The sequence below is a fragment of the Bradyrhizobium quebecense genome (genome assembly GCF_013373795.3).
Classification (GTDB): domain Bacteria; phylum Pseudomonadota; class Alphaproteobacteria; order Rhizobiales; family Xanthobacteraceae; genus Bradyrhizobium; species Bradyrhizobium quebecense.
This window is the reverse complement of sequence record NZ_CP088022.1, coordinates 4248434-4270774: the sequence shown is the minus strand read 5'-3', so window position 1 is coordinate 4270774 and position 22341 is coordinate 4248434. Positions and strand designations below refer to the sequence as shown.

The following is a 22341-nucleotide window of genomic DNA, read 5'->3' as shown; positions in this document are numbered from 1 at the left end:
GTTCGCGTGAAGAAAACGCGTCAAGACTAGAATCTCTAGACGACCTTGCGCTGGCGCAGCTCGGCGATCTCGTCCTGGCCGAAGCCGAACTCGGCCAGCACTTCCTCGGTCTGCTCGCCGAATTCCGGCGGCCGCGCTGCCATCTTGCTCGGCGTCCGCGACAGCGTGACGGGCTGGCTGACCAGCTGGATGTGCCGGTTCTCATCGTTGGGAACGTGCTGGGCCATGCCGAGATGCTTGACCTGGGCGTCCTCGAACATCTGGTCGATCGAGTAGATCGGCCCGCACGGTACGCCGGCGGCGTTCAGCTCCTGCACCCAGGTCTCGGTCGATTTCTTCTCGGTCAGCGCGTTGATTCGTGCATTCAGCGCGTCCCGGTTCTTCGAGCGCGCCGGTGCGGTCGCATAATCGGGGTCGGTGATCAGCTCGGGCGCGCCGATCGCCTGTGCGCAGCGCTCCCAGATACGGCCGCCCGTGGTGGCGATGTTGATGTAGCCGTCGGTGGTCTTGAACACACCGGTCGGGATCGAGGTCGGATGGTTGTTGCCGGCCTGCTTGGCTACTTCCTTTTCCATCAGCCAGCGCGCCGCCTGGAAATCCAGCATGAAGATCTGCGCCTGCAGCAGCGAGGTCTGCACCCATTGGCCTTCGCCGGATACGTCGCGTTCCAAGAGCGCGGTGAGGATGCCGATCGCGCAGAACAGCCCCGCGGTGAGGTCTGCCACGGGAATGCCGACCCGCATCGGGCCGCCGCCGGGCGCGCCGGTCACCGACATCAGGCCGCCCATGCCTTGCGCGATTTGATCGAAGCCCGGGCGCTTGTGATAGGGGCCGTCCTGGCCGAACCCGGAGATGCTGCCGTAGACGATCCGCGGATTGATCTTGCGCACGCTCTCATAGTCGATGCCGAGCTTGGCCTTCACGTCGGGTCGAAAGTTCTCGACGATCACGTCGGCCTGTTCGGCGAGGCGCTTGAACACCTCGAGCCCCTTGGGATCCTTCAGGTTCAGCGTCATGGCGCGCTTGTTGCGATGCAGGTTCTGGAAGTCGGACCCGCCGCGCGGGCCGCCCGGCTGCTCGCCGCCGCCATCTTCCAGCAGCGCGTCGATCTTGATGACGTTGGCACCCCAGTCGGCGAGCTGGCGCACGCAGGTCGGCCCCGACCGGACCCGGGTCAAATCCAGCACGGTGAACCGGGACAGGGCTTGGGATGCGCGGGGGAAGGGCATTGAGACACCTCTTGTTTGGCGGGCCGCTCTGGGGCTACTGCCTAACTGCCATAGACAATTTGACAGGTCTTTCCAACCGTTACCCGGGCAACAAACCGGGCTGGAAACAAACAGGCATGGTTCCGCGCAGATCGGCCTCCGCCTCGGCGGTCGTTCAGGCTTCCCCACACCTGCTTACAGGCTCCGCCATCCGCCAACCCTCGACAATCACTTCGCCGGCTGCTAGCCCGTCGCCATCCGAATGAGTTTTTGCCCTTATGGAAGAGGCACTTGAGGCGCATCAAGGCGATGGACCGAAAGCTGGCATGGCGGTGAAAAAGGGGCCATCCCATCTGCTCGGCAATTCGGCATGGAACGCGACGGCGTTCGCGGTCGCGGTGCTGCTCAACCTCGCGATTCTCCCATTCGTGATCTTCCGGCTCGGCCTTGCCACCTTCGGGGTTGCGGGCCTGGTGACTGCCTGCGTCGCGCCTGCGCTGATGTTCAGCAATGCGCTTGGCCTCTCGACGGCGCGCGAACTCGCGCAACGGTTGGAACCGTCCGATCGCGGCGAGGCACGGCGTTTCTTCGCGACCGCCCTTGCGCTCGCCGTCGCCGGGGGCAGCCTGATCGCGGCCTTGCTCGTCCTTGCCGGACCGCCGCTCGCGCGATTGGGATTTCACCTGGGTGGTCCGGCGTCCGACGACCTCGGGCTGGCCTTTGCGTTGGCCGGCGTCGGCTGGCTGTTCCAGTGCCTGTTCGCGGTCTTCCTCTCGCTGTTCACGGCGCGCCAGGATTATCGGCGGATCGCGTCGATCAGCATCACGGGCACGGTGGTGACGACGATGTCGATGCTGCTGTTGATCCCATACGCGCCGCGCGCCTCGACCTTCCTTGGTTGTCAGGCATTGGGCTTCACAACGAACCTCGTGATGGCCTTCGCCTGGTCGCGACATGCCATCAGCGACTGGCTGGCACGGCCCGCGCTCGATCGCAGTGCGCTGCGCGCACTCGTGAAGCTTGGCGGCTGGCAGGTCGCGGCGCAAAGCGGCGCGCTATTTGCCGGCCAGGCGGACCGCTATCTGCTCGGTGCGCTGCTGCAGCCGCAATTCGTCGGCTTCTACAGCGTCGCGCAGCGGCTGGAGGAGGCGGTCTATATCGGCGTGTTGAAGATCGGCGAGATCTTGTTCCCGTTCTTCAGCACGCTGCAGAAGGAAGATGACGACCGCAAGGTCGACCTGCTGCTTCGCTCCTCCTGGATTCTCAACGTGCTTGCCGCGAGCGCGCTTGGCGGCCTCATCCCGGTCGCAGGCGCGCTGCTGTATCGATGGACCGGCGCCGAGGTCGCCGCCGAGGCGCAACTCGTGCTGGTGGTGCTTGCGATCAGCGGGATATTGGGCTCGAGCGCCAACGTGTTCGCATTCTATCTGCTGTCGCAGGGACGCTCCAGTTTCAACGCGTTGATCTCGCTTGTCACCGGCATCTTCACACTGGCGACCAGCGCCATTGCGCTGCCGTATTTCGGCTGGCAGGCCGCCGGCTGGAGCTCTTGCGTCGGGATGGTTGCCCAGATGGTCGTCACGGTGCTGCTGCTGCGACGAACCTTCAGGCTCTCGGCCATGTGGTCACGGATGGTGCATTTCGTCTTGATTCCGCTCGGCACCGGCATCGCCGTTGCGCTGGTGCTGCGCTCCCAGCTTGGCCACGTGTCGTTCGACCACGCGCCGTCATGGTGGTATGTGGTGTCGCTCTACGGCGTGTCGGCGGCGGCGATCTTTGTCGCCGCCGTCGCCGTGTCGCAGCTTGGTCCCTATCGCGCCGTCTGCTGGCGGGATCTCCGCATCATCATCGCCCGCTTCTTGCCGTTGAAGGCCGCCTAGACATGTGTGGTATCGCAGGCATCGTCAATCTGCGCGGCGCCCCCGTGGATCCGGCCGACATCTCGCGGCTCACCAGCCTGATCGCGCATCGCGGTCCGTTCGGCGAGGGCACCTGGTTCAACGCGAAGCGAAACGTCGCCTTCGGCCATCGCCGGCTCGCCATCATCGATCCCGGCGAGGGTGGTTATCAGCCGATGGTGTCGGGCGATGGGCGCCACGTGATCGTCTACAACGGCGAGATCTACAACTTTCTCGAATTGCGCGGCGAACTCGAGGCGAAGGGCACGGTCTTCCGCAGCCAGTCCGACACCGAGGTGATCCTTGCCGCCTGGCAGGCGTGGGGCGAGGACATGCTGCTGCGCTTCAACGGCATGTGGGCGCTGGCGATCTACGATACGACGACGGACGAACTGTTCCTTGCCCGCGATCGCTTCGGCATCAAGCCGCTGTTGTATGCGCTGTCGTCCGAGCGGTTCGTGTTCGCATCCGAGCAGCGGGCGCTGGCGCGGAGCGGGCTGCTCGAGACGTCACTCGACATCGACGTGGCGCGGCGGCTGTTGCTCGACCCGTTCGGGATCGAAGGCAGCGACCGCACCCTGTTCGCGCAACTGCGTCGCCTGCAGGGCGGGCACTGCATGTGGTTGCGCCAGGGGCGCGTGCAGGTGCGCCGCTGGTGGCGGACCGTGGATCATCTGCCCGCGATCCCTGATACTGAATCCGAACGCGTCGCGCGGTTTCGCGACCTGTTTCAGGATTCCGTCGCCCTGCGGATGCGCAGCGACGTTCCGATCGGCACCTGCCTGTCCGGTGGCTTCGATTCGTCCGCGGTGATCTGTGCGATGGCCGCTCATGAGAAAGCCGGCATGGGGCCGCGCGACAGCACCGCCTGGCGGCACGCCTTTGTCGCGACCTTTCCCGGCGCCAGCAATGACGAGCGGCCGATGGCGGAGGAGGCGGCCGCATGGGCCGATGTGACGCCAAGCTTTCTCGAGATCGGGCGCTCGGATGCGCTCACCGACCTCGATCGGATCCTTGACGACAACGACGACGTCTATATCGGGCTGCCGAGCGCGCCGTGGCTGATCTATCGCGAACTCCGGCGCCAGAACGTCACCGTCTCGCTCGACGGCCACGGAGCGGACGAATTGATGGGCGCCTACCTGCAGGAGGGGCAGTCGACCGCATTCCGGATCCGGAACGCTGCCGCGGCGCTCACGTCACGATCGCAGCTGGCGCAACGCGGCATCGACTTCCTGCGGGCGCAGATGATCAGGCGTCAGGGGCACTATTTCCTGCGGGGCGGCCCGACGGCGATTCCTGCCGCGCTGCCGCTGGTCGCCGAGGGCGACGAGTTGCCGAACGCGTGGGGCGCGCTGAACCGGCGTCTCTATCGCATGTTCCACTCGACCACGCTGCCGACCATTCTGCGCAATTTCGACCGGCTCTCGATGGCGCACGGGATCGAGGTCCGCATGCCGTTCATGGACTGGCGGCTGGTGACCTATACGATGGCGCTGCCGGAAACGAGCAAGTCGGCCGACGGCATGACCAAGGTGGTCGCGCGGCAGGCGATGGCAAACCTGATGCCTGAGAGTATCCGCACCGCGCGCCGCAAGGTCGGCTTCAACTCGCCGATGCCGGAATGGCTGAACGGGCCATTGGCGGGCTGGACCAGTGAGCTGCTCAATCGCAATGTCCCGGCGTTTGCCGAGTTCGTCGACGAAGCGCCGCTTCGAAAGACTGTCGGCCACTTGACGGCATCGCAGAGCTGGGATTGGGAATCCGTCGGCCGGATCTGGCCATACCTGAACATGAAATGGATGTTGGCAAGGTCCGTATAACCAATGCGTCTGTTCCAGAATAGCGGTCTCTATCCGTCCTATCTGCCGCGGCTGAACCAGCTTGCGGCAAAAGCGTCGACCTTCGCTGCGCGTCGCGACGTGTTCCTGCATGATCGCTTCGGCGCGGCACATTTTCTCGAGCCCGTGCTCGACGGTGCGCCTGAAGCCTTCTTCACCAACGGCGACGACGAAGTGCTGCAGCGCCAGTGGGCGCGAGAGCAGGGCATGAAGGGGACGCCGACGCTCGACGCCATTCTGCTCGCGCAGATCGAGCATCACCGGACCGACGTGTTCTACAATCTCGATCCGGTGCGTTATGCGAGTGCGTTCATTGCCAGGCTTCCGGGCTGTGTGAAGAAGACATTGTGCTGGCGCGCGGCGCCCTCCGGTAATGCCGACCTGACCGCCTACGGCGCGGTGCTTGGAAACTTCCCCTCGATCCTGGATGCGTGGCGTAACAAGGGCTGCCGGGCGGAGCTGTTCTTCCCCGCGATCGATCCTGTCATGGAGCAGTACGGCCACGGCGAACGGCCGATCGATGTGGCGTTTGTCGGCGGATATTCGCGGCATCACAGTGCGCGGGGCAGAACGCTCGAACAGGTCGCGGCACTGGCCGCTGAACGCAAGATCGTGTTCTGCCTCGATGCGTCGCGGCTGACACGGCTTGCCGAAAGCGCGGTCGGTCGGTTGTTGCCGCTGCAGAAGCACCGCAGGCCCGACGTCATCGCGCGAATAGCGCGGCTGCCGCTGTTCGGCAGGGACCTCTACGAGCTGTTCGGGTCCGCCAAGATCGTGCTCAACGGCGCAATCGACATGGCCGGCAACGACCGTGGCAACATGCGTTGCTTCGAGGCGATGGGCTGCGGGTCGCTGCTCGTGTCGGATTCCGGCAACTATCCGGAGGCGATGCAGCAGGGTGTCACGATGCGCACTTACGACGCTCCTGAAAGGGCAGCCGAGGTGATTTCGAGCAGCCTGCAGGATTGGCCGCAATGGGCCGCCATCGCCGCGTCTGGTCGAAGCCGCGTGCAGCAGACCTACAGCAAGGCCTCGCAATGGGCCCAGTTTACCGATCTCGTCGCGCGGATTGAGCCGTGCTAGAGCGTTTTCGAGCGAAATGATGCCGGTTCGCGCAAGGAAATCGCGTCAAAACACCAGTCTGGAGCTCCGTTCCGATTCCATCGGAACGGAAAAGGCTCTAGACGGTGCACAGTGCCGGCCGGTGGGCGGGCGATCGGGCCGAGATGATGTCTGCAAGTGACTTGATCCATCGACTGAAATGGGTGGCCGACGGGCTTGCCGTGCCGCTGTTCAGGATGCGGCCGCGGCCGTTCGGGCCGGGCTATCAGACGGTCAAGCGCGATACGATCACCGCAGCCATCGACGCCGGCCTGCTTCAGGCAGGAAAGGAGCTTCCACCAGGCTACGGCGTCGCCATGGACGAGCGCGTGGTGGAATATCCCTGGGTCTATGGCCGATTGAACAATGTCGGCAAGATGCTGGACGCTGGATCGACCTTCAACCACGACTTCCTGCTGCAGCGTCCGCCGTTGCGCGGCGCGGATCTCACCATCATGACGCTGGCGCCCGAGCGGCGGTGCTATTGGCATGACGGCTACTCCTATGTGTTCGGCGATCTCCGGAAGACGATGTTCGGCGATCAGGTTTTCGACACCGTCGCCAGCATTTCGACGATCGAGCACATCGGCCTCGATAATCAGATGCTGTACACGGGCGATCCGCGTGACGCCGAGACCGATCGCGACGGCTTTGTTCCGGCGGTGCAGGAGTTCAAGCGCATTCTCAAGCCCGGCGGAACCTGCCTGATCTCCGTGCCGTTCGGCAAACGCGAGAATCTCGGTTGGTATCAGGTGTTCGATCTTGCCATGATCGAGCGGATCATCGAGGCATTCGGCGCGGCGTCTCACCATGTCGACTATTTCGGTTATTCGCGACAAGGCTGGTCGCGGCAGAGCGCCGAGGCGCTCGCCGACGCCACCGTTTTCGACGTCCACACCGGCAAGGGGCAGGGCAACGACCTTGCGGCGTCGTCGCGCGCCGTCGCGTGCCTGCAGTTGACGGCATGAATCTCGATTATCTGATCCAGCGTCTGCTCGGTCGCGCGACGTGCCGCTTGCAGGCGGACGCGGCGCTCGGCCGCCATGCCAGGATCAGAAACATCCGTGGCGATTCCGACAAGATCGTCGTCGGCCGCAACAGCCGCATCCTGGGCGAGCTCCTGACCTTTGCGCATGGTGGGGAGATCAAGATCGGCGAGTGGTGCTACGTCGGCGAGGGAACCCGGATCTGGTCGGCCGCCTCGATCGAGATCGGCAACCGCGTTCTGATCTCGCATTCGGCGAATGTTTTCGACAATCTCACGCACCCGCTGCGGGCGACGGAGCGGCACCGGCAGGTCCAGCAGATTTTCACGCGCGGACATCCCAGCGATATCTCGCTTGACGAGAGCCCGGTGAAGCTCTGCGACGACGCCTGGGTCGGCGCGGGCGCAATGGTCTTGCGCGGTGTGACGGTTGGGCAGGGCGCTATCGTCGCAGCCGGCGCGGTCGTGACCCGGGATGTCGCGCCGTTTTCGATCGTGGCGGGCAATCCGGCCGTGCTGGTGAGGGAGCTTGGCCCCGATGAACGGTGAGCGCAAGTTTACCACCTGGGAGGATGCGGTGGTCTGGCTGCGCAATCAGCCGGAGCAGCGCCAGCTTGTGCTCGACGCGTTCTACGACGATCCGCTGGTTGGCGCTGCCGAGCGCTATTTCCAGAGCTCCGAGTGGCAAGCGGTTGCCGCGCTGGTCGCCGGCCGGTCCGGTGCTGCGCTCGACGTTGGAGCCGGTCGTGGCATTGCGAGTTACGCGCTCGCCCGGAGCGGCTTTGCGGTGACGGCGCTCGAGCCGGATCCCAGCGCGATCGTGGGAGGGGCGGCGATCCGCGGCCTGGTGCAACAGACGCAATTGCCGATCCAAGTGGTCGAAGAGTTTTCCGAGCGGTTGCCGTTCGCCGATGCGACGTTCGATCTCGTCTTCGCCCGCGCTGTGCTGCACCATACGCGCGATCTCGAGGGGGCGTGCCGGGAGATGTTTCGCGTACTGCGGCCCGGTGGCATGCTGATCGCGGCGCGCGAACACGTCGTCAGCAAGGAGGCGGATCTCCCGCAGTTCCTTGCGCAGCATCCGCTGCATCACCTTTACGGCGGCGAACATGCCTTCCTGCTCGATCGCTACACCGGCGCGCTGACCAAGGCAGGGTTTTCCGCGATCGACACGCTGGCGCCGCTGCAAAGCCCGATCAACCTGTTTCCCTATACGTCGGAGACCCTGAAAGCCGCGATCGTGACCAAGTTGTCGCAAAAAATTCCGGTTGCTCCGCTATGGCGAACTGCGCTTGCCTCACCCCGACTGTTTGGTTCGCTGCTGTCGATGGCCGAACGTTTCGATCATCGACCGGGACGGCTCTACTCCTTTGTCTGTCACAAGGCCTGAGCGATGATCGTCTGGGTTACAGGCGCAAACGGGTTCATCGGCCGCCATCTCGCGCATGAATTGGCGGGGGCAGGCCATGCGGTGCATGGCGTCGGACACGGGGCGCTTGATGCAACGGAAGCCCGGCGGCTCGGTTTGCAGAGCTGGATCAACGGCGAGATCGATGCGGCCAATCTCGATGCGCTTGCTGCTGCGCATGGGCTGCCGACGCATGTCTTTCATCTGGCTGGTGGATCGTCCGTCGGCGTCTCGATCGAACGGCCGTTCGAGGATTTTTCGCGGACTGTCGCGAGCACGGCGCGGCTGCTCGAATGGCTGCGCGGAGCCGCGCCAGACTGCGCGGTGATCGCTGCGTCGAGTGCGGCCGTCTATGGCGCCGATCATTTCGGCCCGATCGCTGAAAGGGCGATCGTAACTCCGATGTCGCCCTATGGGCAGCACAAGCTGATGATGGAGCAATTGTGCGCGAGTTACGCGCGGTCATTCGGGTTGCGTTGCACGGTCGTGCGGCTGTTCTCTGTCTATGGGCCCAACCTGCGCAAACAATTGCTCTGGGACATCTGCTCGCGGCTCAACGCCAAGGAGCAGGTGCTCACGCTCGGTGGGACCGGCAACGAGATACGGGACTGGACCGACGTTCGCGATGTCGCGAGGCTGCTTGCAAGCGTCGCGGAAGCGTCGTCGTCACAGGAGACCTTCCGGGTCATCAATGGCGGTTCGGGCCGGGGGACCAGCGTTGCCGACATCGCCGCCGGTCTCATCGGACAATGGGGGAGCAAGACGGCCGTGCGGCACTCGGGCGTCAGCCGCCCCGGTGATCCCATGAGCCTGTTGGCCGATGCTGCAATGCTGCGCCAGATCGGCTTCGACTGGCGCATTCCGCTCGATCAGGGCCTCGCCGATTACGTGGCCTGGTTTAAGGGGCAGGCTTCGTGACGTCCCGCCCATTGCGGTTCGCATTCAATCACATTTCACGACGGATTTGGGCCGGCGGGTTCAACTATCAGCGCAATCTGTTCGCGGCGCTCGATCGGTTTTTGCCCGGCGAGTTTGCCCCGGTCGTCTTTGCCGGGACGCGGGCCGACCAGAGTGAACTCGACGAGCTTGATGCGATACCGGGCGTCGAGATCGTCCGATCGGAGGTGTTCGACGGGCAGCCGGGTCTCGCTGCGGCACTCGCGCTTGGTTTGGACCGCGGCGCCGCGGCGGCGTTTCGCTCCGCGCACGTAGATGTTGTTGTTGAATCCGCGCGCTTCTTCGGCTGGCGGCTGCCGATTCCTGCCGTGGCGTGGATTCCGGACCTGCAGCACCGTTCGCTGCCTCGGCTGTTTCCAACGACGGCACGCTGGCGCCGCGAGATTGGCTTTCGCGTGCAGATCGCGTCGGGGCGGACCATCATGCTGAGCAGCGAGAGCGCCTTCCGCGATTTCAGGGCTTACTACCCACACGCCAGCAACCGGGTCAGCGTCGTTCGCTTCGCGACCCAGCCGCCGGCCGCGTTCCTGAACATCGACCCATCAGAGATCATCGCGGCGTACAATCTGCCGACGAACTACTTCTATCTGCCCAATCAGTTCTATCGCCACAAGAACCATCAGCTTGTCGTCGAAGCCTTGGCGATCCTGAAGCGTCGTGGGGTCGAGGTCGTTGTCTGTGCATCCGGCAGCACGGAAGATCGGCGTGAGCCGGGCTACTATGATCTGGTGAACTCCGAGATCCGGAAGCGCGGCCTCGATACGCACTTTCGTCACCTCGGCGTGATCCCGTTGCCGCACGTCTACGCGCTGCTGCGAGCCTCCACAGCCCTGCTCAACCCGTCGCGCTTCGAGGGTTGGAGTACGACGGTCGAGGAGGCGAAGTCGTTCGGCGTTCCGATGATCCTGTCCGACATCGATGTGCACCGGGAGCAGACCGCCGGCGCTGCGCGCTATTTCGGCGTCGATGATCCGGTCGCGCTGGCGGATCATCTGACGCAAGCCTCACAGCAGGCTCGCGGGCTCGTGGTCAGAAATGTTGTCCTGCACCAGGATGACAACGTCAGGGCGTTTGCGGCAAATTTCGCGGCGACGATGCGCCGGGCGGCCGTACAGGATGTCTGAACCCGTCTAAGTTGGAAGCAAACGTTGAGCGAAACGCCGGCCTCATTTCGCCTGCGGGACCAGCTCGAAGTCGGAGTTGGGGCTTTCGTAGGCCCTCAGCATGGCCTTCGCAATGAGCTGCGGGTTGTGCCATCGTTCGACATAGAGCCGTGATGCCTGGCCACGCGTGAGCCATTCAGATCGGCGATCGAGAATGGCGGCAATGTCCTCGACAAGGTTTCCGGGGTTAAGTCTGTAAGCGGGCAGCTCGCGCCTGATGGCATCCGGAACGAACATCATATCTTCGTCCCGGATGTAGCATGCGACCGGCTTTCCCATCGCCATCATCTCGACCGCGAAGCCCCCGTACCAGCCTGCCAGCACCTGGTCGATTGCGAGGTCTGCCGACCGATAAATCTCCAGCGCCTGCTCGTGACTCGTCTTTTCGACAAGGATGAGGTCGAAGTCGTACCGCGACCGCAATTGCTCCAGGGCGTTCAGGATCATCGGTGTCCCCTTGATCCGTCCGGCAGTCGGGGCATGAACGATCTTGAGCCGCCCCTGTTCGGAAGGCGGCACAACGTCGAACTTCTCGATCTCGACGTTTGAATATGGGAGGAACCGGCCGTTCGGTACGATGTGTCCGAGTTCCGGATTCAGATAGAAGACCCGATCGAACAGCGGCAGAACCCTTTTGATCAGAAAGTGCCGTCGATGGTCGAGAGCGTCCGTGCATCGTTGATACAGCTCGCAGTGTTGCGGGGCGCACATCGTCCATTCGTTTCGCCTGTTTCCCTCGTTCGCCAGCCGGACATCACAACCCTGCAGGGTCATGAACAGCTTCTTGTCGAACAGGCGGGCGGCGTGCAGGTCTGCGGTCGCCAGTCTGTTGATGATGTCCGTTAGCAGCGATGGCCGGGAGAGCACTGATCCCGGCGCGGAGAGGGGAAAACCCGGCGACAGAAAGGTCTGTCCAAAATAGTAGTGAAGAACGTCGTAATGCCACTGGTTCCTCAGACCGAACGCCGCGCTGCGAATGGCCGTCTCGAGAAATCCGGCATCCCTGGCCGACAGCATCCGGTCTGCCGGGTATCCGAGCCACGTGTCGTTGCGAACGACCACGTCGCTGGATGCTCCCAGTTGCCGCTCGGCGCGGGACAGCACCCAAGGCTGATTTCCGACATTGACTGGTCCGTGCAGGATCCTCATGTGCGCGTATTCAGATGCGCTGACGGGCGCGAAGGCCGCACAGGGCTATGAGGCATGATTGTCTCTCGCGAACTTGCTGACTTGCCTCGCCAGGCTTGCCCGCAGATCCTCGGGCAGATCGGCGGTTTCACAATAGAGCCTTCCGAGCCTCGCTGCGACCGCTTGCAAGCTGTAATGCGCTTCGACATAGCGGCGCCCCGCCTGGCCGATATCGTTCAGGTCGAGCTCACCCCTCAAGCATCGCTTCAGCACATGATAGATTTCGTCGGGACGCGTGTTGATGATCGGGCAGGTTGCCGGATCGACCATCATTCGGTCGTCACGCAGAAAGCACAGAACCGGTTTGGCCATGGCCATCGCTTCCAGGGCCGTATAGCCGTGAAAGCCTGCGACGAATTGATCCGCAACGACGTGCGAGGCGCCGAAAAGCTCGATGACCTTCTTGTTGGGAACTCCCTGCACGGAGACCAACTCGATCTTCTCTCCCTCCTTCACTAGCCGATCGATCGCCTCGATCAGAAGCCTGGTTCCCTTGAAGTGCCCGTGGTTCGGCGCATGTGCCACTCTCAGCACATCGCCAGCCTTGTAGACTGGCGGCCTCGCGGCGAGCTTGCTCGCGTCAATCGGCCAGTAGTGCATGTCCCGGCAGCCCGGCACATACGTCACCATATCTCCCATCGCGATCTGCGCGGTCGCACGGCCCTTGAGGCGATTGATCGATGAGGCGTGCATCTCGGTCGTGCAGACACAGAACTTGCCTGGGGCTGGGCATTCTTCGCACAGGTTCGGATGACCGAGTTCGAGCGTCGGTTCCCGTGCTCGGACGTCGGCACCGTAGGCGTAGGTATACAATCGCTTTCCCGACCGGAACAGGAGGTCGAGTTCCTCAGGATTGATGCCATAGCGTCCATCGCTCAGCATCAGGCCGCGGTCATAGAAGTAGTTGAAGAAATCGTAGCGCAGCAGGGCCCACCCCAGAACCAGGTGACGAAACAGGCCGAGGCCTCTTCGGCTGCGCAGCAGTCGAAGGAATCCCTCGAACAGGATGAGGTTGATGTCGAATGATCTCGTCACATAGTAGGTGTTGAACACCAGCGACGAGGAGCGAAATCCCAACATTCGATCGCAGCGTGCGAGAAGCGGCAAGGTCAGGATCGGAGTGGAGGCCCACAACGTACGCACCTTTCCCTTCGCAAGACGCTTCTCGGTGGCGCGCCGCGCCGCGCGAACAAGCACGCGCGTGACGAAATCCGCGATGGCAGATTGGGCCGGCCGGGAAGATGCAACGTCGTCGGCGGGAAGCGGCGCTTCCGTCAGGGACGTCGGTCCGATGGGTTCGATCTTGTTCACTCAGGGATCCGATGGATGCCAACTCAACATCAGCCAGCAGCTTCTAGCACAGGTTTGGTCCGAAGCGGCCATGCGATGCAGGCCCGGAGAGGCGGTGCAGAATTGGCAGCCGGTCCTCGCTATCTCAGGTTTCAGCCGCGTATGAAAACAGCTTCGACTGGTCCGGGAACGTTGACGTTCAATACACGAACAGGTTAAGACAGCCGCGGTTTGTTCCAAATGCGCGCATATTCTGACGCGGCGGTTATACCGAGCTCCGCCATCGAATCAATCTGGATAGGCATTTCGTGTGCGGCATATTTGGCCTCATAGATAAGACCGGGCCCGTCGATGCCCGCCAAGTGGACCAGATGACCGATCTCGTTGCCCACCGCGGTCCGGATGGGCGTGGGGTGAGGATCAACGGGAACGTCGGGATCGGACACCGGCGACTGGCGATCATCGATCTGACCGATGATGGCGCACAGCCGATGCGCGACAGACGGCTCCCGATCTGGATTACCTACAACGGCGAGATCTACAATTATGTCGAGCTCCGCACGGAGCTCGAGGCGCTCGGATACACCTTTCATACGGCCTCGGATACCGAGGTCCTGCTCACAGCCTATGTTTGCTGGGGTGCAGCGTGCCTCGAACGCTTCAACGGCATGTGGTCGTTTGCGATTCACGACGAGCGCGACAACACGCTGTTCTGCGCCCGCGACAGGTTCGGCGTGAAGCCGTTCTACTACGTCAATACGGCGAAGCAGTTCGCGTTCGGCTCGGAGATCCGCCAGCTTCTTCCGCTGATCGAGCGCCCGATCGCGGATGATGATCTGATCAACGATTTCCTCGTTTGCGGCATGACCGACCATACCAGTCGGACCTTCTTCAAGGGCGTCGAGAAATTGCCTCCCGGGCATCGGATGCGCGTCGACGTGTCGACGGGGCAGGTCGAAATCGAGCGCTACTATTCACTTGCGCCTGGGGTGGCCGTGTCTGATGAAGGCAGCGCAGCGAAATCGTTGCGAGAGCTGCTCGATGACGCGACGCGTCTGCGGCTGCGTTCGGATGTTCGGGTCGGAACCTGCCTGTCGGGTGGGCTGGACAGTTCGAGTGTCGCGACGCTGGCCGCGCGGCGCTATGCGCCAGGCTCGAGCGAGCGCTTCTTTGCCATCACTGCCGTGAGCGAGCAGGCGTCCAACAATGAAGAGGCGTACGCGGCGGAGGTTGCAGAACGGGCAGAGTTGAACTGGCTGCGCACCAAGCCGACCTATCAGGACTTTGCATCGACGGCGGAGACCTTGCTCGACGTCCAGGAGGAGCCGTTCGCAGGTCCTTCGATCATGATGCAGTATGCGGTGATGAAGGCCGCGCGATCGAACGGCGTCATCGTGCTGCTCGATGGTCAGGGCGGTGACGAAACGTTGCTGGGGTACCATCGCTACTATGCGGCCTGGCTGCTCGACCATCTTCGCAGCGGTGGCGTCCGCGGATTCCTGTCCGCCTTCGGCGCCGCCACGCGGGCGGGTATTTCGCGCCGGCGGTTGCTGATGTATTTGTTCGGTGCCGGTTCGGCAGGGCTGCGCGCCGCCTATTACCGGCTGCGTTACACTTTCCTCAGAAATCCCGACTTGCCGGAGCCGCTTCGCCGCTTTGCGTCGAAGACGAGGGATGCGCAGGGCATGCAAGTGCTGGAGATTACCGAGACCAATTTGCCGATGCTGCTGCGTTTCGAGGACAAGAACTCCATGCGGTTCGGCATAGAAACGCGACTTCCGTTCCTCGACTATCGCTTCGTCGAGTTTGCGCTGGCGCTTCCCACACGCATCAAGCTGAACAAGGGATGGGCAAAATGGCCGCTTCGCGCAGCCATGAGCGATCTGCTGCCGGCCAGCATCACCTGGCGGAGGGACAAGATCGGTTTTGCCGCCCCCGACCGAATCTGGCTCACGCGACACTCCGCCGCGATGTATGACAAGGTGATCGCAAGCGAGCTCTTGGCCCGCTATGTCGACATGCCGAAGCTCAAGAGGAAATTTCACCGGCTCGATCTTGGAATGCGCTGGAGGCTTTATTGCGTTGCGCTCTGGGGTGAGCGCTTCCGGGTCGAAGCGCCATGAGGCCCGATGGTTCCTGGATGTCATCGTCGCCGTCGATAATCGCCGGCTCGTCGGGCCCTACTTTCCGGGCGGCCCGATGAACATCTGGCTATTGCATCCATTCGCGGGCGGGCCGGGCCTCGGCCGTCACTGGCGTCCGTTTTGGCTCGCAGATGCCTGGGGAAAGATGGGGCATCGGGTGGTGGTGGTCAGTGCCGGCTTCCATCATCTTCACAGGGAGCCGCGCGCTCCGGGGCCGCAGCGGATCAACGGTGTCGACTTCTGGTTCCTCGACACCCCGCGCTATGATGGCAGCAATTTGGGGCGGCTGCGCAACAACCTGAGTTTTGCGCCGGCCTTTCGTTCGGCGACATCTGCGATCGCCGCGCAATTCGGCGAGCCGGATCTGATGATCGCGTCCAGCCCGCATTTGTTCTTCATTTCGGCGGCGCGTCAGATCGCGCAGCGCTTCGGTGCCAGGTTCTGGTTGGAGGTTCGTGACCTCTGGCCGGAGAGCATCGTGGCGCTTGGAATGACCCCGACCTGGCACCCCCTCGTGAGGTTGCTCGGCTGGAAGGAGCGGTCCGCCTATCGCGCCGCGGATCGCGTGATCTGTCTTTTGGCCGGTGCGGAAGCCCATATGCGGGCGCGCGGCTTGAGCGCCGGCAAGTTCATCTGGATCCCCAACGGGGTGTCCGACGGTGAGATCCAGAGCGCGCTGACGATCGAAACTCTCGGTCATCCGTTGATCGACCGCATCAATCAACTGAAGCAGCAGGGCAGGCGGGTTGTCCTCTATGCCGGCGGCATGGGGCCGCCAAACGCAGTGGAGGTCGTTCTCGACGCCGCCGCTGTCCTCGGCAGCACAAGCCCCGAGATCAGTTTCGTTCTGATCGGTTCAGGCACTTCGCTCGCCGCACTGAAGCAGCGGGCGGCAGGGCTTGCCAACGTGGAGTTTCACGACGAAGTCGATCGGTCGATCGTGCATGGCATGCTGCACGCGTCCGATTGCGCGGTCGTCGCCTTCCACAAGAACGCGCTCTACCATCATGGCATCAGCCCCAACAAGCTGTTCGACTACTGCCTCTTCGCACCGCGCAGCGTCATTGCCTGCGAAGCGCAGGCGCTCGCCGGGCTCGAGGATTTGGTGACTGCGCGATGCGCGCCGGACGACCCCGGCGCACTCGCCGCGTCCCTGCGCGCCGCGCTGGACGGTCCGGCGCGTTCGCGGGCCGTACGCGTCGCCATTGCGCAGCGGTACAGCTATTCGGCGCTTGCCGCGCGGTATCTGGCCGAGGCCGGGAATCCGGCCTAGGTGTGACTGTGGCGACACATGCGTCTTAGGTAAATATATTTGTTATCAATGGCTTGCGATGTTCATGGCGTGAACGAATTCGCTTGACGTTCATCCGGTGAACGCGCTATCAGCCACTCCAGTGGGGATAGGCGCGATGGCGGGCATTCTACCGACAGATGAGAATGACAGCGACCGGCTGGTGCTCGGTCTGCTCACCTCGCTTGAAGCCGATGGTGCGCAGTCGCAGCGGCGGATCGCGGCCGATCTGGGCGTCGCGCTCGGCCTGGTCAACGCGTATCTGAAGCGGGCGATCAAGAAGGGCTTCGTCAAAGTCGGGCAGGCGCCAGCGCGGCGATACGCCTACTACCTCACGCCGCAAGGCTTCTCCGAGAAATCGCGACTGACCGTCCAGTTCCTGTCGGACTCCTTTTCGCTCTTCCGAAAGGCCAAGGAGGAGTATGGCAGGCTGTTTGAGCGTGCTCAGGCGCTCGGCTTCAGGCGGGTGGTGCTCGCCGGACAGTCCGACCTCTGCGAAATCGCGATCCTGTGCGCGGTCGATGGGCCCATCTCTGTCCTTGCGATCGTCGATCCCGATGCAACCGCGACCCGGTTCATCGGTGTCAAGGTCGTTTCCTCCTATGCGCTGGTGGACGAGCCGTTCGATGCGGTCGTCGTGACGCATCTGACGGCCGCGCGCAGTGTATTCGAGCAGGCGGTCAGCAATTTCGGGGCGGAGAAGGTCCTTGCGCCGGATCTGCTGGGCCTGCGTCCAAAGCAATCGTTGGGGGCGTGATGGCCATGGAGCTCAGTTCACGTTGGTACGTCGTTCAGACGCAGGTCAATGCCGAAGCAAAGGCGGCCGCCAACCTCGAGCGGCAGGGATTTTCGATCTATTTCCCCCGTTACCTGAAGCGCCGCAGCCATGCCAGGAAGGTGGAGACTGTGCCGCGTCCGTTGTTTCCGCGCTATCTCTTTGTCGGGATCGACCTCGCGTCGCAGCGGTGGCGTGCCATTCAATCGACGCTCGGCGTGTCGCATCTCGTGTGTGTGGGAGATCGACCGGCGGTGGTGGAAGACCGCGTCATCGATGCCTTGAAGGGGCGCGAGGACGACGCCGGCTTCATCACGCTTGCGCGCAGGCCGGCGTTCTCGCCCGGGGATAAAGTGCGAATTGTCGAAGGTGCGTTCGTCGACAGTCTTGCGCTCGTTGAAGACGCCAGCGATCAGCATCGCGTTGCGGTTCTCTTGAACCTGTTGGGCCGCAAGGTCCGTGTTCTTGTCGGGACGGACCTGATCGCTGCGGCGTAACTGCGTCTGCCTCCGGGCAGGCGTAACGGACATGTTTGGCTTGGGTGTGATGTTCGATTCACCCCGAGTGCGGTAGCTTGCCTGAAGCAGGCAGAAACGTTTGAGAGAGGGGCCCATGACGACTTACGCATTGATCGGCGCTGCCGGCTACATCGCGCCGCGGCACATGCGGGCGATGGCCGAGACCGGCGGCAATCTGGCCGTGGCGTACGATCCCAACGATTCCGTGGGCATCATGGACAGCCATTTCCCGGATGCCGAGTTCTTCACCCAGTTCGAGCTGTTCGATCGCTACGTCGACCAGTTGCGAAGGGGCGGCCGTAAGATCGACTATATGTCGATCTGCTCGCCGAACTATCTGCACGACGCGCATTGCCGGTTTGCGCTACGCTCGGGCGTGGATGCCATCTGCGAGAAGCCGCTGGTCCTCAATCCCGGCGACATCGACGAACTGGCCGCCATCGAGCGGGACACCGGCCGCCGCATCTCGACCATTCTGCAATTGCGGCTGCATCCGGCGATCATCGCCCTGCGCGATCGCTTCGCGAACTCGAACAAGCGCCATAAGGTCGAGCTGACCTACATCACCTCGCGCGGGCGCTGGTATCACACCTCCTGGAAGGGTGCAGACGCCAAGTCGGGTGGCGTCGCGACCAATATCGGGGTGCACTTCTTCGACATGCTGAGCTTCGTGTTCGGCCCCGCCAGCCGCAACGAGGCGCACCTGCGCGAGGCGGAGAGGGCGGCTGGCTCTCTGGAGTGTGAGCGCGCGGATGTCAGCTGGTTTCTGTCCCTGGACCGCAACGACCTGCCCGACAGCGTGAAAGGCAAGAAGACGACCTATCGCTCGATCACCGTCGACGGCGAGGAGGTCGAATTCTCGGAAGGGTTCACCGATCTTCATACGCGCAGCTATGAGGAGATCGTCGCCGGGCGCGGCTTCAGGCTGGACGAAGTCCGCCCCTCGATCGATATCGTCTCCACGTTTCGCGATGCGCCGATCGTCAGAAGCAACGGCGTTCACGCCTTTGCCCAGAAGGCGATGCACAAATGAGCGAGATGCGCGAGGATCCGCGCTTTCCGGGCGTCCTGATCCATCAATCGAGCTACGTTGACGATGGGGCTGTGCTCGGGCGCGGCACCAAGATCTGGCACTTTTGCCATATTCTGTCGCGCACGGTGATCGGCGAAGACTGCTCGATCGGCCAGAACGTCATGATCGGTCCGAACGTCAAGATCGGAAACGGCTGCAAGATCCAGAACAACGTCTCGATCTACGATGGCGTCGAACTTGACGACGACGTGTTCTGCGGCCCGAGTTGCGTCTTCACGAACGTGAACAATCCGCGCGCCGGCGTGTCGCGGAAGGACGAGTTTCGCAAGACGCCGATCGGACGCGGCGCCAGCATTGGCGCCAATGCGACCATCGTCTGCGGACATTCGCTGGGCGAGTACTGCTTCATCGGAGCCGGTGCCGTCGTCACGAAGAATGTCGCCGCATTTTCGTTGATGGCAGGCAATCCGGCCCGCCGAATTGGTTGGATGAGTAGGGCAGGCGAGCGGCTGGGCAGCGATCTGGTCTGCCCGCGCACTCACCGTCGTTATGAGCTTCATCATGAAGCGCTGGTTGAAATCGAGGATTGAAGAAGATGGACATTCGCGGAAAGAAGGTTGTCGTTATCGGGGGCGCCGGGCTGATCGGGTCGCATGCGGTCGATCAGTTGACGCAGACTGACGTCGGCGAGATCGTCATTTACGACAACTTCGTGCGCGGCACGCATGAGAACCTTGCGGGCGCGCTGCGTGACCCGCGCGTCAAGATTTTCGAGGCCGGCGGCGATATCACGCAAGTCGACATCCTCGATGCGGCCCTGAAGGGAGCCGACGGGGTGTTTCAATTCGCTGCGCTCTGGCTGCTGCAGTGTCACGAATTCCCGCGAACGGCTTTTGACGTCAACGTCAACGGAATGTTCAACGTCCTGGACGGATGCGTGCGCAACGGCGTCAAGCGGCTGGTCTGGTCGTCGTCAGCCTCCGTTTACGGCGATGCCGTCGAGGAGCCGATGACGGAAGACCATCCGTTCAACAACAAGAACTTCTATGGTGCGACCAAGATCTGTGGCGAGGCGATGGCGCGTGCCTACCACTTCCGCTATGGCCTCGACTATGTCGGCCTCCGGTACATGAACGTGTACGGACCGCGTCAGGATTACCGGGGTGCGTATATCGCGGTGATCATGAAGATGCTCGACGCGATCGACAAGGGAGAGGGGCCGACGATCCTGGGAGATGGCTCGGAGGCGTTCGATTTCGTCGCGGTGGAGGATTGCGCGCGCGCCAATCTGTGCGCCATGGGCGCGAGTGCGACGGATCGCTTCTACAATGTCGGCACGGGACATCGGACCTCGCTGAAGCAGATCGCCGAAAAGCTCCTGAACCTCACCGGCTCCAATCAGCCGATCAACTATGCGCCGCGGAGCCAGGCCACGCTAGTGCGCAATCGGATCGGATCGCCGAAGCGGGCGCAGGAGGAGATCGGCTTCACCGCCGCGATCGACCTGGACGAAGGGTTGCGGCGGCTGATCGACTGGCGCAGGAGCCATATCGATCAGGTCGATCAGCGTCGTGCCAAGGCTCAAATCTGAAGGCTCAGATCTGAGCTCGCATCCGACATCATTGAATAGATCGGCCAGAATCACATGTGTGGCATAGCCGGAATTCTGCACCGCGACGGGCGGCCCGCTTCAATCACCACGTTGACGGCAATGACCGATATCATTGCTCATCGCGGGCCGGACGGCGAGGGCCATTACTGCAACGGTCCCGTTGGGCTCGGTCATCGCCGGCTGTCGATCATTGATCTGACCGACGCCGCCCGGCAGCCGATGGAGATGCGCGACGGCCGATTTGTGCTGACCTACAATGGGGAGATCTACAACTTCAAGGAATTGAAGGTCGAGCTTTCGGCGAGGGGCCACGTCTTCAACTCTTCCGGCGACAGCGAGGTGTTGCTGCACGCCTTCGCCGAGTGGGGTCTCGGTGCGCTTCTCAAGTTCAACGGCATGTTCGCCTTTGCGATCTGGGACAATCACGAGCGGAAGCTCACGTTGGCCCGGGATCGCTTCGGCGTGAAGCCGCTCTACTATGCCGAACTTGGGCAGACCTTCGTGTTCGCCTCCGAGCACAAGGCTTTTCGGGCATTTTCGGAGTACAAGCCGCGCGTCGACATCAGGGGTCTGTCGGAATATCTCAGCTTTCAGAACTTCTTCGCTGAGCGGACACTGTATGCCGGCGTGAAGCTGTTGCCGGCCGGTTGCTATCTGCAGATTTCGCAGGACAGCAGGGCCGTCGCGCCGGTGCAGTACTGGGATTTTCATTTCGAGGAGCCCGAGTACGCCGTCGATGAGAATGAGGCCACCGACGAGCTCGATCGCCTGTTCAGGCAGGCGGTCAACCGGCAGCTCGTGAGCGACGTCGAGGTCGGGTGCTATCTTTCCGGCGGCATGGATTCAGGCTCCATCACCGCGCTGGCATCGAGCCAACTGCCGTTCATGCGGACTTTTACGGTCGGCTTCGATCTCAACTCTGCCTCGGGCGTCGAACTCGGATACGACGAGCGGACGAAGGCCGAGCATATGTCGTACCTGTTCAAGACCGAGCACTACGAGATGGTCTTGAAGGCCGGCGACATGGAGCGGGCATTGCCTCAGCTTGCATGGCATCTGGAAGAGCCTCGCGTCGGCCAGTCCTATCCGAATTTCTATGCGGCGAAACTCGCATCCAAATTTGGCAAGGTGGTCCTGACCGGGACCGGGGGAGACGAACTCTTCGGCGGATACCCCTGGCGTTACTACCGCGCCGTCGTGAACGACGACTTCGATCACTATATTGAGAAGTACTTCGGATTCTGGCAGCGCATGGTTCCGAGCGGAACGATGCCGAAGCTGCTGGGGCCGGTATGGGATGAGGCCAGGCAGACCTCGCCGATCGATATCTTCAGGGGAGTGTTCAAGGAGCACGCCTCGGAGCTGCGGCGGCCCGAGGACTACGTCAATCACTCGCTCTACTTCGAGGCCAAGACGTTCCTGAACGGGCTGCTTATCGTCGAGGACAAGCTGGCGATGGCGCATGGACTCGAGAGCCGAGTGCCGTTTCTCGACAATGATCTCGTCGATTTCGCAATGAAGCTTCCCGCCAAGATGAAGCTCGGCAATCTGACCGAGGTCATTCGCCTCAACGAAAACGAGCCCGGCGGAAAGGCGCAGCGCTATTACGAGCGCACGAAGGACGGCAAGTTGATTTTGCGGAAGATGATGAGCCGGCATATCCCCGACGAAGTGGTGGAGCGCGAGAAGCAGGGCTTCTCTGCGCCGGATGCCAGCTGGTTCAAGGGAGAGAGCATCGAGTATGTCAAACGGAGGCTCTTCAGCAACACGGCCCGCATCTACGACCTGGTCGACCGAAAGACCGTTCGCTCACTGGTCGACGAACATCTGGAAGGACGGGAAAACAGGCGGCTGCTGATCTGGTCTTTGCTCAATCTCGAGCAGATCATGGAAAGCAGCTTTTAGGCACGCACAAATGGGAGCGCGCTG

General features: G+C 62.6%; 19 protein-coding genes. 16 read left to right on the top strand and 3 right to left on the bottom strand.

Going from position 1 to position 22341, the window contains the following annotated elements:
- Positions 1-35 precede the first annotated feature (35 nt).
- Positions 36-1229, bottom strand: a complete 1194-nt coding sequence (locus HU230_RS20705) for a CaiB/BaiF CoA transferase family protein (RefSeq protein WP_176530087.1) — start codon at positions 1227-1229, stop codon at positions 36-38.
- A gap of 305 nt (positions 1230-1534) precedes the next feature.
- On the opposite strand from HU230_RS20705, the gene HU230_RS20700 reads away from it, so the two are divergent.
- From HU230_RS20700 to HU230_RS20665, 8 genes are all read left to right on the top strand, one after another.
- A complete protein-coding gene (locus HU230_RS20700; RefSeq protein ID WP_176530088.1) occupies positions 1535-3088 on the top strand; it encodes a lipopolysaccharide biosynthesis protein in 1554 nt (517 codons plus the stop codon).
- A 2-nt stretch (positions 3089-3090) separates the two neighbouring features.
- Positions 3091-4929: an asparagine synthase (glutamine-hydrolyzing) gene (asnB, locus tag HU230_RS20695; RefSeq protein WP_176530089.1), complete on the top strand. Its 1839-nt coding sequence runs from the start codon at positions 3091-3093 to the stop codon at positions 4927-4929.
- Between the two features lie 3 nt (positions 4930-4932).
- Positions 4933-6030, top strand: a complete 1098-nt coding sequence (locus tag HU230_RS20690; RefSeq protein ID WP_176530090.1) for a glycosyltransferase family protein — start codon at positions 4933-4935, stop codon at positions 6028-6030.
- A 146-nt stretch (positions 6031-6176) separates the two neighbouring features.
- Positions 6177-7016, top strand: a complete 840-nt coding sequence (locus HU230_RS20685; RefSeq protein ID WP_176530091.1) for a methyltransferase domain-containing protein — start codon at positions 6177-6179, stop codon at positions 7014-7016.
- Complete coding sequence (locus tag HU230_RS20680; protein ID WP_176530092.1) at positions 7013-7582, top strand: acyltransferase; 570 nt, start codon at positions 7013-7015, stop codon at positions 7580-7582. Before HU230_RS20685 ends, HU230_RS20680 begins: the two co-directional genes overlap by 4 nt.
- Positions 7572-8423, top strand: a complete 852-nt coding sequence (locus tag HU230_RS20675; protein ID WP_176530093.1) for a class I SAM-dependent methyltransferase — start codon at positions 7572-7574, stop codon at positions 8421-8423. Before HU230_RS20680 ends, HU230_RS20675 begins: the two co-directional genes overlap by 11 nt.
- Before the next feature lie 3 nt (positions 8424-8426).
- The gene (locus HU230_RS20670) at positions 8427-9359 is read left to right on the top strand and encodes an NAD-dependent epimerase/dehydratase family protein (RefSeq protein ID WP_176530094.1); all 933 of its coding nucleotides are present in this window, start codon (positions 8427-8429) and stop codon (positions 9357-9359) included.
- A gap of 251 nt (positions 9360-9610) precedes the next feature.
- Positions 9611-10522 carry a glycosyltransferase family 4 protein gene (locus tag HU230_RS20665; RefSeq protein WP_224943402.1) on the top strand — a complete coding sequence of 304 codons (912 nt, stop codon included), beginning with the start codon at positions 9611-9613 and terminating at the stop codon, positions 10520-10522.
- Positions 10523-10564: 42 nt separating this feature from the next.
- Here HU230_RS20665 and HU230_RS20660 read toward each other — a convergent pair whose 3' ends face one another.
- Both HU230_RS20660 and HU230_RS20655 read right to left on the bottom strand, forming a co-directional pair.
- Positions 10565-11710: a glycosyltransferase gene (locus HU230_RS20660; protein ID WP_176530096.1), complete on the bottom strand. Its 1146-nt coding sequence runs from the start codon at positions 11708-11710 to the stop codon at positions 10565-10567.
- Positions 11711-11755: 45 nt separating this feature from the next.
- Positions 11756-13060 (bottom strand): glycosyltransferase family protein, encoded by a 1305-nt coding sequence (locus HU230_RS20655; RefSeq protein ID WP_176530097.1) that lies wholly within the window; start codon positions 13058-13060, stop codon positions 11756-11758.
- Positions 13061-13410: 350 nt separating this feature from the next.
- Between HU230_RS20655 and asnB (HU230_RS20650) the strand changes: the two genes are divergently transcribed.
- The 8 genes from asnB (HU230_RS20650) to asnB (HU230_RS20615) all read left to right on the top strand — a co-directional run bounded on the left by asnB (HU230_RS20650) (position 13411) and on the right by asnB (HU230_RS20615) (position 22317).
- Positions 13411-15162, top strand: a complete 1752-nt coding sequence (gene asnB / locus HU230_RS20650) for an asparagine synthase (glutamine-hydrolyzing) (RefSeq protein WP_234633881.1) — start codon at positions 13411-13413, stop codon at positions 15160-15162.
- On the top strand, positions 15095-16456 hold the full coding sequence (locus HU230_RS20645; protein ID WP_176530099.1) for a glycosyltransferase family 4 protein: 1362 nt from the start codon (positions 15095-15097) through the stop codon (positions 16454-16456). The genes asnB (HU230_RS20650) and HU230_RS20645 overlap by 68 nt, the downstream gene beginning before the upstream one ends.
- 136 nt (positions 16457-16592) lie before the next feature.
- Positions 16593-17231: a winged helix-turn-helix transcriptional regulator gene (locus tag HU230_RS20640; RefSeq protein WP_176530100.1), complete on the top strand. Its 639-nt coding sequence runs from the start codon at positions 16593-16595 to the stop codon at positions 17229-17231.
- Positions 17231-17746: a transcription termination/antitermination protein NusG gene (gene nusG / locus HU230_RS20635; RefSeq protein WP_224924509.1), complete on the top strand. Its 516-nt coding sequence runs from the start codon at positions 17231-17233 to the stop codon at positions 17744-17746. The genes HU230_RS20640 and nusG overlap by 1 nt, the downstream gene beginning before the upstream one ends.
- 115 nt (positions 17747-17861) lie before the next feature.
- On the top strand, positions 17862-18800 hold the full coding sequence (locus HU230_RS20630) for a Gfo/Idh/MocA family oxidoreductase (RefSeq protein ID WP_176530101.1): 939 nt from the start codon (positions 17862-17864) through the stop codon (positions 18798-18800).
- The gene (locus HU230_RS20625; RefSeq protein ID WP_176530102.1) at positions 18797-19390 is read left to right on the top strand and encodes an acyltransferase; all 594 of its coding nucleotides are present in this window, start codon (positions 18797-18799) and stop codon (positions 19388-19390) included. Before HU230_RS20630 ends, HU230_RS20625 begins: the two co-directional genes overlap by 4 nt.
- Positions 19391-19395: 5 nt before the next feature.
- A complete protein-coding gene (locus HU230_RS20620) occupies positions 19396-20391 on the top strand; it encodes an NAD-dependent epimerase/dehydratase family protein (RefSeq protein WP_176530103.1) in 996 nt (331 codons plus the stop codon).
- 54 nt (positions 20392-20445) lie between these two features.
- Positions 20446-22317, top strand: a complete 1872-nt coding sequence (asnB, locus tag HU230_RS20615) for an asparagine synthase (glutamine-hydrolyzing) (RefSeq protein WP_176530104.1) — start codon at positions 20446-20448, stop codon at positions 22315-22317.
- The last annotated feature ends 24 nt before the right edge of the window (positions 22318-22341 follow it).

Coding starts and splice junctions, on each gene's coding strand:
- HU230_RS20660 (WP_176530096.1), bottom strand. CDS start 11,710: ATGAGGATCCTGCACGGACCAGTCAATGTCGGAAATCAGCCTTGGGTG.
- HU230_RS20630 (WP_176530101.1), top strand. CDS start 17,862: ATGACGACTTACGCATTGATCGGCGCTGCCGGCTACATCGCGCCGCGG.
- asnB (WP_176530089.1), top strand. CDS start 3,091: ATGTGTGGTATCGCAGGCATCGTCAATCTGCGCGGCGCCCCCGTGGAT.
- HU230_RS20620 (WP_176530103.1), top strand. CDS start 19,396: ATGGACATTCGCGGAAAGAAGGTTGTCGTTATCGGGGGCGCCGGGCTG.
- HU230_RS20680 (WP_176530092.1), top strand. CDS start 7,013: ATGAATCTCGATTATCTGATCCAGCGTCTGCTCGGTCGCGCGACGTGC.
- HU230_RS20675 (WP_176530093.1), top strand. CDS start 7,572: ATGAACGGTGAGCGCAAGTTTACCACCTGGGAGGATGCGGTGGTCTGG.
- HU230_RS20705 (WP_176530087.1), bottom strand. CDS start 1,229: ATGCCCTTCCCCCGCGCATCCCAAGCCCTGTCCCGGTTCACCGTGCTG.
- HU230_RS20640 (WP_176530100.1), top strand. CDS start 16,593: ATGGCGGGCATTCTACCGACAGATGAGAATGACAGCGACCGGCTGGTG.
- nusG (WP_224924509.1), top strand. CDS start 17,231: ATGGCCATGGAGCTCAGTTCACGTTGGTACGTCGTTCAGACGCAGGTC.
- HU230_RS20685 (WP_176530091.1), top strand. CDS start 6,177: ATGTCTGCAAGTGACTTGATCCATCGACTGAAATGGGTGGCCGACGGG.
- HU230_RS20700 (WP_176530088.1), top strand. CDS start 1,535: ATGGCGGTGAAAAAGGGGCCATCCCATCTGCTCGGCAATTCGGCATGG.
- HU230_RS20670 (WP_176530094.1), top strand. CDS start 8,427: ATGATCGTCTGGGTTACAGGCGCAAACGGGTTCATCGGCCGCCATCTC.
- HU230_RS20690 (WP_176530090.1), top strand. CDS start 4,933: ATGCGTCTGTTCCAGAATAGCGGTCTCTATCCGTCCTATCTGCCGCGG.
- asnB (WP_176530104.1), top strand. CDS start 20,446: ATGTGTGGCATAGCCGGAATTCTGCACCGCGACGGGCGGCCCGCTTCA.
- asnB (WP_234633881.1), top strand. CDS start 13,411: ATGACCGATCTCGTTGCCCACCGCGGTCCGGATGGGCGTGGGGTGAGG.
- HU230_RS20625 (WP_176530102.1), top strand. CDS start 18,797: ATGAGCGAGATGCGCGAGGATCCGCGCTTTCCGGGCGTCCTGATCCAT.